Source organism: Pseudonocardia endophytica (genome assembly GCF_004339565.1).
Lineage (GTDB): Bacteria > Actinomycetota > Actinomycetes > Mycobacteriales > Pseudonocardiaceae > Pseudonocardia > Pseudonocardia endophytica.
On record NZ_SMFZ01000001.1, the window covers coordinates 633405 to 644950 of the forward strand.

General features: G+C 74.5%; 13 protein-coding genes. 6 read left to right on the forward strand and 7 right to left on the reverse strand.

Translation table 11 applies throughout. The features are described from left to right. Positions 1 to 42: 42 nt before the first annotated feature. Positions 43 to 717 carry an MBL fold metallo-hydrolase gene (locus tag EV378_RS02490; RefSeq protein ID WP_132421131.1) on the forward strand — a complete coding sequence of 225 codons (675 nt, stop codon included), beginning with the start codon at positions 43 to 45 and terminating at the stop codon, positions 715 to 717. Between the two features lie 33 nt (positions 718 to 750). On the opposite strand, the gene EV378_RS02495 is transcribed toward EV378_RS02490, so the two are convergent. Together EV378_RS02495 and EV378_RS02500 are read right to left on the reverse strand one after the other, a co-directional pair. Next, complete coding sequence (locus EV378_RS02495; RefSeq protein ID WP_132421132.1) at positions 751 to 1080, reverse strand: hypothetical protein; 330 nt, start codon at positions 1078 to 1080, stop codon at positions 751 to 753. A 271-nt stretch (positions 1081 to 1351) separates the two neighbouring features. Next, the gene (locus tag EV378_RS02500; RefSeq protein WP_132421133.1) at positions 1352 to 2260 is read right to left on the reverse strand and encodes an SDR family oxidoreductase; all 909 of its coding nucleotides are present in this window, start codon (positions 2258 to 2260) and stop codon (positions 1352 to 1354) included. A gap of 83 nt (positions 2261 to 2343) precedes the next feature. On the opposite strand from EV378_RS02500, the gene EV378_RS02505 reads away from it, so the two are divergent. Continuing rightward, entirely contained in the window at positions 2344 to 2913 is a 570-nt protein-coding gene (locus EV378_RS02505) for a TetR family transcriptional regulator (protein ID WP_132421134.1), read from the forward strand. A gap of 87 nt (positions 2914 to 3000) precedes the next feature. Here the strand turns inward: EV378_RS02505 and EV378_RS02510 are convergent, their stop codons facing one another. After that, a complete protein-coding gene (locus tag EV378_RS02510; RefSeq protein ID WP_132421135.1) occupies positions 3001 to 3390 on the reverse strand; it encodes a hypothetical protein in 390 nt (129 codons plus the stop codon). A 184-nt stretch (positions 3391 to 3574) separates the two neighbouring features. Beyond that, positions 3575 to 3904 (reverse strand): hypothetical protein, encoded by a 330-nt coding sequence (locus EV378_RS02515; RefSeq protein ID WP_132421136.1) that lies wholly within the window; start codon positions 3902 to 3904, stop codon positions 3575 to 3577. A gap of 530 nt (positions 3905 to 4434) precedes the next feature. On the opposite strand from EV378_RS02515, the gene EV378_RS02520 reads away from it, so the two are divergent. Further along, positions 4435 to 5343: a hypothetical protein gene (locus EV378_RS02520; protein ID WP_132421137.1), complete on the forward strand. Its 909-nt coding sequence runs from the start codon at positions 4435 to 4437 to the stop codon at positions 5341 to 5343. A 61-nt stretch (positions 5344 to 5404) separates the two neighbouring features. On the opposite strand, the gene EV378_RS02525 is transcribed toward EV378_RS02520, so the two are convergent. Together EV378_RS02525 and EV378_RS02530 are read right to left on the reverse strand one after the other, a co-directional pair. After that, positions 5405 to 5725 (reverse strand): hypothetical protein, encoded by a 321-nt coding sequence (locus EV378_RS02525; RefSeq protein ID WP_132421138.1) that lies wholly within the window; start codon positions 5723 to 5725, stop codon positions 5405 to 5407. Between the two features lie 215 nt (positions 5726 to 5940). Next, positions 5941 to 6699 carry a helix-turn-helix domain-containing protein gene (locus tag EV378_RS02530; protein WP_243653226.1) on the reverse strand — a complete coding sequence of 253 codons (759 nt, stop codon included), beginning with the start codon at positions 6697 to 6699 and terminating at the stop codon, positions 5941 to 5943. Positions 6700 to 6760: 61 nt separating this feature from the next. Between EV378_RS02530 and EV378_RS02535 the strand changes: the two genes are divergently transcribed. The 3 genes from EV378_RS02535 to EV378_RS02545 are packed head-to-tail and all read left to right on the forward strand — an operon-like array spanning position 6761 to position 9506. After that, positions 6761 to 7339 (forward strand): TIGR03086 family metal-binding protein, encoded by a 579-nt coding sequence (locus EV378_RS02535; RefSeq protein ID WP_165922114.1) that lies wholly within the window; start codon positions 6761 to 6763, stop codon positions 7337 to 7339. A gap of 10 nt (positions 7340 to 7349) precedes the next feature. Further along, the gene (rnhA, locus tag EV378_RS02540; RefSeq protein WP_132421141.1) at positions 7350 to 7796 is read left to right on the forward strand and encodes a ribonuclease HI; all 447 of its coding nucleotides are present in this window, start codon (positions 7350 to 7352) and stop codon (positions 7794 to 7796) included. 54 nt (positions 7797 to 7850) lie between these two features. Next, positions 7851 to 9506, forward strand: coding sequence for a serine/threonine-protein kinase (locus tag EV378_RS02545; protein WP_132421142.1), 1656 nt, complete (start codon positions 7851 to 7853; stop codon positions 9504 to 9506). Positions 9507 to 9514: 8 nt separating this feature from the next. Here the strand turns inward: EV378_RS02545 and EV378_RS02550 are convergent, their stop codons facing one another. Beyond that, positions 9515 to 11434 carry a protein kinase domain-containing protein gene (locus EV378_RS02550; RefSeq protein WP_132421143.1) on the reverse strand — a complete coding sequence of 640 codons (1920 nt, stop codon included), beginning with the start codon at positions 11432 to 11434 and terminating at the stop codon, positions 9515 to 9517. Between the last annotated feature and the right edge of the window lie 112 nt (positions 11435 to 11546).

Below are 11546 nucleotides of genomic sequence, written 5' to 3' on the forward strand. Positions count from 1 at the left end.
CCATTCGGGCGCGTGCCCCCGCTCGCCCGATAGCCTGCCGGAATGGACGTCCTGGCGAACTACAGCGGCCACACCGACCCGGGCGGCGCGGCCATCCGGCGCGATCTCGGCGGCCTGAGCATCACGAAGGTGTCGGTCGGCGACATGGACAACAACGCCTACCTCCTCGTCTGCTCGGCGACGAACGAGGCGCTGCTGATCGACGCCGCGGCCCAGCCGGACCGCCTGGCCGACCTGATCGGTTCCGCGGACGACCGCCCGGACCTCCGGCACGTCGTGACCACCCACCGCCACGCCGACCACTGGCAGGCGCTGAGCGCCGTGGCCGGGATGTTCGAGCCGCGCCTGATCGCGCACCCGGTGGACGCGCCGGAGCTCCCGATCCCGATGGACGAGACCGTCGACGACGGCGACACGATCCGCTTCGGTGAGGTGGAGCTCGAGGTGATCCACCTGCGCGGGCACACGCCCGGCTCGATCGCCCTGCTCTACCGCGGCGACGACCGTCCGCACCTGTTCACCGGCGACTCGCTGTTCCCCGGTGGGCCCGGCAAGACCTGGTCCGAGCCCGACTTCCACCAGCTCGTCGGAGACCTGGAGACCCGGGTGTTCGACAAGCTGCCCGACGACACCTGGTTCTACCCGGGCCACGGCGACGACTCGACGATCGGCGACGAGCGCCCGAAGCTGCCCGAGTGGAAGGACCGCGGCTGGTAGGCCGCCCGCACCAGGTCGGCGCCTCAGCCGTCGTCAGTCGTCGTCGTCCTCCTCGCAGACCTCCTCCAGACCGCGACGGACGACGAGCACGGCGGCGCACGCGACGGTCGTCGCGTCCCCCATCCTGGACAGGAGATCCGCGACGGCGGCCGGGTCCGGTTCGTCGCCGAGGCGATCCGGGGCGTCCGCGTCGCGGAGACGCTGTCCCATCTCGGGCAGCTTCCAGCTGAACCACTGTTCCCCGAACGCCCGGGCACGGTCGTCCGTTCCGGGCTCCGCCCGCAGCAGGGCGGCGCCGAGGCGCTCGTACACCTCGCTCTCCTTCAACGCGGCGACGTCCTGCACGGAGAGCTGGTCGGTCATGCGGGCGATTCTCCCGTGATGGTCAACCCGCACGGCCGACCAGCGGGTACGGCCCGAGCACCGGGTCCGCGGCGTCGAACCGGACGAGCCGATCCGTCGGCCTCGCCCGCCCACGCGGTTCCGCACCGGCGCGGTGATCGTCGGACCGAGATCGCACTCATGGTCGTCCCGCCGCACCCCGGACAGCCATGAGTGCCATGTCGACGGAGAACCGTCAGGAGCAGGGGCCGGCCGATCGTCGTCGGCTGACACCGGCCGTCGGACCCGCCCGTCAGACCCCGGCGCGGTCGCGGGTGTAGGCGCCGGCGGCGATGTCCTCGAGCAGGGTCGGACCGGTCGGGCGCCAGTCGAACCGCTCCCGGGTGAGCGCGCTCGACGCGGACAGGTCCATCCCGAAGAACCCGCCGATGAACCCGAAGTGCTCGATCGCGTCGTCGCGGGCCACGGACGTGACCGGGACGTCGAGCGCGGCACCGATGGCCTCGGCGATCGCCCGGCTCGGGATCGACTCCTCGGCGACCGCATGCACCCGCGACCCGGCCGGGGCGCCTTCCAGCGCGAGCCGGACGAGCCGTGCCGCGTCCGAGCGGTGCACGGCCGACCAGGTCGTCACGCCGTCGTCGACGTAGGCGGACACGCCGTGCGTCCGGGCCGCGGCGGTGATCAGCGAGACGAACCCGTGGTCCCCGTCGCCGTGCGTGGTCGGCGCGAACCGGACGGCCACCGCCCGCACCCCCTGGTCGACGAAGTCGAACGCCCGGTTCTCGCTGCCGCCGCGCGGCGAGTCGGGCCCGACGTTGCGCGACGGGTCGTCCTCGGTCCCCGGACGCCCCTCCGCCAGCATCGCCACCCCGGACGCGACGAGCAGCGGCCGGTCGGACCCGACGAGCTCGCCGGCCAGCGTCTCGACGGCGACCCGCTCCGCCCGGTTCGACTCGGCCGGGTTCGCCCAGTCGTGCTTGTTGGCCAGGTGCACGACGCCCTCGGACTCCCGCGCGCCGCGTCGCAGCGCGTCGAGGTCGTCGAGGTCGCCGCGCAGGACGGTGGCGCCCTTGGCCTCCAGCGCGGCGGCGGACCCGTCGGAGCGCGCGAGGCCGACGACCTCGTGCCCGCCCGCGATCAGCTCGTCGACGCTCGCGGACCCGATCCACCCACTGGCTCCGGTGACGAACACCCGCATCGCACTCACTCCTTCATCGATGTCAGCGACTGACATCAGCGTACGCTTCGATGTCAGTAGCTGTCATCACTAGGATGGAACCCATGGTGCGATGGCGTCCCGGGGCACGCGAGCGGCTGCAGGCGGCGGCCCTCGAACGGTTCGCCGAGCACGGGTTCGACGGGACGACCGTCGCCGAGATCGCGGAGGCGGCCGGGCTGACCGAGCGGACGTTCTTCCGGTACTTCGCGGACAAGCGCGAGGTGATCTTCGCCGGCCAGGAGCAGTTCGAGCAGGTCTTCCTCAGCGGGCTGGAGGGCGCGGGCGACGATCACCCGATGCAGGCCGTCGCGGCGGCACTGGATGCCGCGGCGACGAACTTCTTCCCGGACCGCGGCTGGTCACGGACGCGTCAGGCGGTGATCGACAAGGACCCGGGCCTGCAGGAGCGGGAGCTGCTCAAGCTCGCCTCGCTCGCGACCGCGATGACCGAGGCCCTGCGACGGCGCGGGGTCGAGGAGACGGCCGCGTCGCTGACCGCGCAGAGCGGCGTGGCGGTGTTCCGGGTCGCATTCGGGGCGTGGATCGCCGACGGCGAGACCCGGTCGTTGGCCGACATCCAGCGCGCGGTGCTCGCGGAGCTGCGGGGACTCGTCGGCGACACCGGGGAGTGACACACGACGACGGCCGCCGTCGAACCCCGGCTGCGGGGGATTCGACGGCGGCCGTCGTGCGGCTGTGCGTGACGGTCGTGCGACCGATCAGCCGACGGGCAGCTGCGGGATGCTCGGCACGCCGCCCGGGAGCGGCAGATCCGGCACGGACGGCGCCGGGAGCTCCTTGCCGTTGAGCGTGTTGCCCAGGCCGTTGCCCTCGCCGTTGTTGTTGTTGAACGTGCTGCACTCGCCGAAGTGACCGACGTTGTCGCCCTCGGACGAGACCTGCGGCACGACGTTCACCGGGACCGGCAGAGCGGGGAGCGCGGGCGGCTCGACGGCCGGGCCACCGTTCGCGCTGAACGAGCAGTTCTCCGGGGCCTGCTGCGACGGTCCGACCGCCCACGCCAGCGGCGAGGCGGCGACCAGAGCGGTCAGGACGCCCGCAGAGACCAGACCGGCCTTCTTCTTGTTCATCCGCGTGTTCCTCTCCATGCCGTCATACGACGGCGACTCCTCGCGTACGGCCGAACGCGATTCGGCCTTCGTGGAGGGAAACGACACCGGGGGAATTCGGGAACGGCTCGACGGCGGGTTTTCACCCGGTGAGGCGTCGAGGGACCGGACGACCGGGACGGAGCACCGCGATGCGGTGCTCGGCGTCCCGTCGGTCATCCGATCAGGGCGCGACGACCGGACCGCTGAGCACGCCGATGGCGTTGCCGCTGGCGTTGCCGTTCAGGTTGTCGTTCAGGAAGTTGCTGCAGTTGCCGATGTTCGCGATGTTGTTGCCCGCGACCGGTGCCTGCACGACGGCGTTGGCCAGGCTGCCGCCGGGGATCAGGCTGAGGGCGCCGCCGTCGCCACCATTGGTGACGCAGACCTGGTCGGGGCCGCCCTTGTGCCAGTCCTTGTCGTGGCCACCCTCGGTGGCGAACGCCAGCGGGGACGCGGCGACCAGAGCGGTGACGACACCAGCGGTGATGAAGCCGGCCTTCTTCTTGTTCATGGACTTCTCCGTTCGACGAGCCGTACTCCGACGGCGATTTCCGCTGCCGACCGGACTGCTGTCCGGCCACGGTGAGTGAACGAGCCGTCACGGCTCACGGTCATGGGTGACCCCGAACCACTACCCGAGCGTGTTGCGACGATCACCGTCCGCTCATGGAGTGCAGCACCGCGCTAGCGCGGTGAGCGCAACGCGGGGCCGACGGGTCACCGGGATGCCAGCGATCCGGCTCCGCCGCGTGGTCGGGTGACGGGCGGGGCTCCCCGGATCCGGCCGTCGCCGGAACCCCGGACGGTGCGCCACCGTGTCCGTGGCCGGACCACGCGTCGTCGCGCCGGGACCGATCGGCTTGCGCCCCATACCGAGCGACCGCGCAACCGGAACCCGTGCCGCCCGGCGAGAGAACGGGTCCGCTCACCCGATCGTGCGCCGTGGCGATCACGCCGTTCACCGACCGGACGTGAACAGCGGGCAGGACTGGGCCGAACGGACGTCGTCGCCGGGCCTGCGACTACCTAGCGTGCCGCGCGATGAACGCTCACGACCCGGATACCCCCGAGACCGATCCCGGCCGCATGTCGTCACCGCTCCCCCGCCCGACGGCCGCACTGGACGCGCTCGGCCCGGTGCCCGCTCCCCGCACCCCCGGCGACGGACCGATCCGGCCGCGGCCCGCACCCGCTCCCCCGCAGGCGGCGCCGATCCCCACGGCCCGCATCGATGCGCACCCGCGCACCCCGCCGATGCCGTGGTCCGCCGTCGCCGCGCCGCCGGAGCCGCCGCCGGTCGGACCGCCCCTGGAAGCGCCGACGACCCGAGCCCGGTGGACGGTGCCGTCGGCCACGTCGTCACTGCCGTCGTCGCTGGCGCCGGCCTCGTGGTGGCCGGACGTCCGGCGGTTCCTGGCTCGCCCGGCCGAGCGGCGGGTCGCCGTGGGCCTGGTGGTGACGGTCGTGCTGGTCGGAGCCGCCGTGCTCGCGGTGAGCCTGACGACCGGCTCGGGCGACGAGGCGCCACCGGTGGCGCAGACCCAGGCCGGCGCGCCGGTGCCCGGTGATGTCGCGGACGGGGCGACGGTCGTGGACGGCGCCCCGTTCGGTGGCGCCGACGCGTGGTCGTTCCGGTCCCCGACCGGCAACATCGAGTGCCGGATGGCCGACGACGGGTCCCGGTGCACGATCGGGAAGCGGAACTGGCAGCTCCCGGCGGGCGCACCGGACTGCCCGCCCGCGAACGGGACGGCCGTGCTCGCCGGCTCCGGGCCTGCGTTCGTGAGCTGCGAGCCGTCCAGCGCGCGGTCGGCGCAGGCGCTCGACTACGACCAGGCACTGCGTCGCGGCGACGTCACGTGCGTCAGCAAGCGCGACGGCGTGGAGTGCCGGGACGCCTCCACCGGGCACGGGTTCGCCGTCGCCCGTGCCGACCACCGCGTCTACTGAACGCGGAACGGCGGCCCCGGCGGTGTCCGCCAGGGGCCGCCGTCGCGTGCGGTGCCAGAGCTCAGGGGAGCGGCAGCAGATCCGGGACGCCGCCGAGGACGTCCACGTCGTTGCCGCTGAGGTTCCCGTTCAGGTTGTTGTTCAGGAAGTCGCTGCAGTTGCCGACGTTGGCCGCGTTGTTGCCACCGACCGGGGCCTGCGCCACGGCGTTGGCGAGGCTGTCGCCGGTGATCGACGAGTCGGCCCCTGACGAACCCGCCACGAACGAGCACTGCTTGCCGTCGTGCCCGTGGGGCGCCTCGGTCGCCGATGCGATCGGCGTCAGCGCGATCATCGCGGCGACGACGCCGGCGACGACACAGCCCGCCTTCTTCACGGTCATTCACGTCTCCTCTCGTGCGACCGAACATGTTCCGGCCCGGGACACATCTATCCAGCCCGGCCCGAATCCGGCCCACGAACGGCGGAACCTTCACCCGAAGGATTGCGCGACAACGATTTCCCGAATCGGACGGGCGTCACCCGGAAGAAAGCGGATCCGCTCGGTGACCGAGCCCGGAGTCCCTGCCGTCGCGACGGCACGTCTCGGCGTGGTGGTCAGTAGCGCCGCGCGTACCAGCCGGGCGGCTCGCCGAACAGTGCGGTGAAGTCACGGGACAGGTGGGACTGGTCGGCGTAGCCCAGCTCGCCGGCCAGGTCCGCCCACCGGATCGTCGCGCCCGTCGCGAGACGCTCGGTCACCTCGTGCAGGCGGTAGCGGCGGATCACCCACTTCGGACCGAGCCCGACGTGCTCGCGGAACAGCCGCTGCAGCCCGCGGACACCGGTCCCGGCGACGGCGGCCAGCTCGTCGACGCGGGTGATCGTCCGGTCCGACGCCACGCGTTCGACGAGTGCGGCGGCGTCGCGCCCGGTCGGATCCGGCGCAGGCGGCAGCACGGCACGCAGCCAGTCGGCCATCTCGGCGGCGTCGGCCGGATCCTCCGGGCGGGAGCCGAACACGGGCAGGTCGCGGGCCGGCCGCCACCGGTCGGTGAGCTCGTGCACCGGGCGCCCGAGCAGGGCACGGAACACCCCGGGCCGGAACGCGACACCGACGACGCTCCCGTTGCCGGCCAGCTCCTTCACGACGTGGCGGCTCGGCGGACCGTGCACCTCGGCGGCCGCGACGCCCGGCCGGACGGTCAGGTGGGCCTGCGGATACGGGACGATCTTCTGCCGGTACGGCTCCTGGTAGTCCCACCGGACCGTCCAGAACCGGTCCACCCACGGGGCCAGATCGGCGTCCGGCGCATCGAACGCGTGCCGTTGCGAACGGGTCCACGCCCCACCCAGCTCGCGCACGTCCCGGGACACGGAGACGAGTATGTCGCGTTCGTCCAAGACCGCGGCGGCGCGACCTCCTACCGTCGCGGCCATGACCTCCCCCGCCCTCCTGATCGGCACGGCGGCCGCCCCGCACGCCGCCCTCGTCCGCGCGGCGGCCCACGCCCCGCTGGACGCACCGACCCCGTGCGGCTCCTGGGACCTGCACGCCCTGCTCGCCCACCTGCTGCACTGGACACCGATGCTCGCCGACGCCGGACGCGGCGACCCGGTGACACCGCCCGACGAGACCGCGGACCCGGTCGTCGGGGACTGGCCGGATCTGCTGAACGCCGCGCGCGACCGGCTCGCCGGGACGTGGTCGAACCCGGCGGCCTGGGACGGCACGGTCTCGCTCGGCGGCCCGGAGCCGCTGCCCGCCCCGATGATCGGCGGCATGGTGCTCGGCGAGATCGTGCTGCACGGCTGGGACCTGGGCCGCGCGCTCGACCTGGAGCCGCACTGGCCGGAGGACGTGCTCGCCGCCGCGCTCGGCGCCGTCGAGGGCATGGCGCCACAGGGCCGCGAGATGGGCGTGTTCGGTCCGGAGGTCCCGGTCGGCGACGACGCGACGACGCTGGACCGGATCGTCGCCGTGTCGGGCCGCGACCCGGGGTGGTCGGCTCGGTAGATTCCCGCCCGTGCCGGCCGTCGTCGAGATCTTCACCGACGGCGCGTGCCGTCCGAACCCCGGTCCCGGCGGGTGGGGCGTCGTGTTGCGGTACGGCGCGCACGAGCGGGAGCTGTCCGGCGGCGAGGCGGGCGTCACGACGAACAACCGGATGGAGCTCACCGCCACGATCCGGGCGCTGGAGACGCTGACCCGGCGGTCGGTCGTGCACCTGCACACGGACAGCACCTACGTGCGCAACGGGATCACACGCTGGATGGACGGCTGGAAGCGGCGCGGCTGGCGCACCGGCAGCGACCAGCCGGTGAAGAACGAGGATCTCTGGCGGGAGCTCGACGCGGCGGCCGCCCGGCACGACGTCGAGTGGTTCTGGGTGCGCGGGCACGCCGGGCACCCGGAGAACGAGCGGGCGGACAAGCTGGCCGAACGGGGTCTGGAAGAGGCACGCGCGAGCTGACATGCGACCGAACGGTCGATGCCCGGTTCGTGCGGTTGCCGCTAGCCTCCGGCCGTGCGGCAACCACCGGGCCCGGACGACCCGACGACGGTCGGCCGCTTCCGCGTCGTCGGCCTGCTCGGGGCCGGCGGGATGGGCCGGGTACTGCTCGGCGAGGATCCCGACGGTCGGCTCGCCGCGATCAAGCTCGTGCACGCCGAGCTCGCCGACGACGACGGGTTCCGCGCCCGCTTCCGCCGCGAGATCCGCCTGGCCGCGCAGGCACCCCCCGGCTGGACGGCCCCGTTCCTGGACGCCGATCCGGATGCGCCGCGTCCCTGGCTGGCGACGGCGTTCCTGGACGCGCCGTCGCTGCTCGAGCAGCTGACCACGCGCGGGTTCTACGACCCGGTCGGCGCGGCCGCGCTCGGGTCCGGGCTGGCTGCCGCGCTGTCCGCGCTGCACTCGGCCGGGCTGGTCCACCGCGACCTGAAGCCGTCCAACGTGCTACTCACCGACGGCGGCCCGCGACTGATCGACTTCGGGATCTCGCGCGCCGTCGACGGCACCGGGATCACGGCGACCGGGCAGAGCGTCGGGACGCCCGAGTACATGTCGCCGGAGCAGGTGCTCGGTGCCGACGCGGAACCGCCGTCGGACGTGTTCTCGCTCGGCTCGCTGCTGACGTTCGCGGTGGTCGGCCGGACCCCGTTCCACGCCGGTTCCCCGACCGGGGCGCTGTACCGCGTCGTGCACGACGAGCCGCACCTGCCGAAGCAGCTCGGGCCACTGCTCCCGGTGCTGCGCGCGTGCCTGGCCAAGGACCCGGGAGCCCGGCCGACGGCGCCGGAGGTGCGGGACCGGCTGGCGGCGATCACGGCAGGCGACGGTGGGGCGGCGACACCGGAGCCGGTGGGTCGCGGCGCGACACCGGGCGGCACGCTCGTCGCGCCGGTGCCGGGTGGCTCGGACACACGCGCGGACCCCGCGCAGGGCGGCACCCCGGGCGGGCTGTGGCCGCCCGTGCCGACGACCGAGGATCCGACGGTCCGCGCCACCGGGTACGGCGGGTGGTCCGCTCCCCCGCCGCAGACCCGTGTCGCTCCCCCGCCGCCGCGTCCCGCATCGGGCGGGACGCCCGGCAACCGGCGCCTGCTGGTGATTGCCGGCGCCGTACTGCTCGCCGTGCTCGTCGGCGTCGGCGGCACGCTCGGCGTGCTCGCGCTGCGCCCCGACCCGTCCGCCCCGACCACCCCGGTCGCGGCCGGGACCACGACCAACCCGTTCGCCCCGCCCACCGCGGGTCCGCCGTCGTCGCAGCCCGCGGACGTCACGGCCGGGGCGACGGTCGTCGACACCTCGCAGGACGTCCGCTACGGCAGCGCGTCCGACCAGCTCCGGTTCGCCAGCCCGAGCGGCAACATCGCCTGCCTGCAGGGACCGTTCGAGGTCCGCTGCGACGTGCTGGAGCGGACCTGGCAGGTGCCGCCGCGGCCGGTCTCGTGCCCGCTGGCCTACGGCACCGGCGCGGAGCTCGCCGGGTCCGCCGCCGCGACGCTGACCTGCGCCGGGGACACCGTCGCCGACCCCGGCCTGCCCGCGCTCGACTACGGGCGGGCCCTGACGTCCCGCGAGGTGACGTGCGTCAGCCGCGAGGGCGGTGTGGAGTGCCGCAACACCTCCACCGGCCACGGCTTCACCGTGTCCCGAGGTGCCTACAGGCTCTACTGAGGCCGTCTCTACCGGGGCGCCGTGAACGTCCGCACGGTGTCGCCGACGACGACGGAGAGCACCCGGCCGTCCGGGGACACGGCCAGGTCCTCGGCCTCCTGCGGCACGCTCACCCGGCCGGCCACGCGCGGGCCGGTCGTGTCGATCACCGTGACGGTCCCGCCGGACGGGTCGAGCGCGTAGAGCCAGCGACCGCCGGGACCGGTGACGAGCCGGGTGGCCGGCCCGACGTCGTCGAGCACGGAGCGCGCGCGCCCGTCGCCGGTGCCGAGCACCCGTACCCCGGGCTGCTCCGGCGTCGCCGACACCGACTGCCCGCTCGCCGACAGGAACGCCCGGTCCCCGTCCGCGGCGAGGGCCAGCGCGTCCTCGACGCCCGGTGCCCGCGCCACCGGTGACAGCCCGGGCAGCGCCAGCACGTCGACGCCCGTGGTGTCGCCCGGCGTACCGCAGGCCACCAGGACACGCCCCGGTACGACGGCGAGGGCGCGCGGCACCGCGTCCAGCCGGCGCTCGGCCGTGGGGCGCAACGACACCGGGTCCACAGTGATCGCCCGTGAGCTGCGCGGGTCCGCGACGACCACGCTGCCGCCGTCCGGTGTCACGGCCAGGTCGGCGGGCAGCACGACGTCCGCTCCCCCGGACCCCGGCGCGAGATCCACGGTCCCGGCGACCCGGAACGTGGCCGTGTCCACGGCGACCAGCCGGGTCGGCGTCGTGTTCAGCGTGAGGAACAGGCGCGTGCCGTCCGGGGACAGGGCGAGCGCGGTCGGGAAGCGGCCCGCGTCGACCCGTCCGAGCTGCTGTCCCCCGGCGTCCAGCACGGTGACCGCTCCGGTGTCGGCGTCGGTCACGTACGTCCGCCCGGCGCCGGCCACCACGCGTCCCGCCCGGTGTCCGAGCCGGACGGTCGATCCGTCCACCGTGGCCGGTACGGCCGGAGGCGTGCTGACGGCGGGTCCGCCGCCGGGGATCGACGCGTCGGTCGTCGGCCCCGCTCGGGCCGTCGTCGGTGTCGGCGTCGGGGTGGTCCCGCCCCCACCCACGGTCTGGAACAGGATGCCGCCCAGCACGATCAGCGCGACGAGCGCGACCGCTGCGACGACCGCGCGGCGCACCGGGCGCCTCGCCTCGGACAGCAACCGCTCCGCGTCCGGACGGTCGGCCGGGTCGCGCGCCAGGCACCGCGCCGCCCATCCGCGCTCGGGCTCCGGCGTCACCCCGAGCTCCGGCTCGCCGTGCAGCTTGCGGTACAGCACGGCGGCCGCCGACGTCGCCGGATACGGCGGGGCGCCGGTCGCGGCGAACACGAGGATCGCGCCCGCGGCGTGCACGTCGGCCGCCCGCCCGACCTCGGAGTCGCCGATCGCCTGCTCCGGTGCCATGTACGCCGGGGTCCCGACGAGCGCGCCGGTCGACGTCATCCGCGTCTCGTCCGCGGCCCGCGCGATCCCGAAGTCCACGACGCGCGGGCGGCCCGGCCTGCCGCCGTCGAGCAGCACGTTGGACGGTTTGAGGTCGCGGTGCACCAGACCGGCCTGCCCGAGCGCGACGAGCGCGCGGAACAGGCCGACCGACAGCCGACGCAGGTCCCGGCCCCCGAGCGGGCCGCGGGCGAGGACGTGGGCCTCCAGCGACGGCCCGGACACGTACTCGGTCGCCACCCACGGCCGGGCGGCGTCCGGGTCCGCGTCGAGCACCCGGGCCGTGTGCCGGTCCGGGACCAGCCGCGCGGCCTCGATCTCCCGGCGGAACCGGGTGCGGAAGACGTCGTCGGACGCCAGGTCGGAGCGGATCACCTTGACCGCGACCCGGCGACCGTCCACTCCGGACGCCAGGTAGACCCGGCCCATCCCGCCGCGGCCGAGCAGCCCGAGCACCGTGTACGGGCCGACGACGGCGGGGTCGTCGGCGTCGAGCGCGGTCACCGCGGCGTCGTCACGTCGATCCACGCGGCAGGCCGCACGCGGGATCCGGCACGTCGGTCACGGCGCAAGCCTGGCACGGCCGGTCCTGTCGGTGACGTCGGATAGGTTCCGC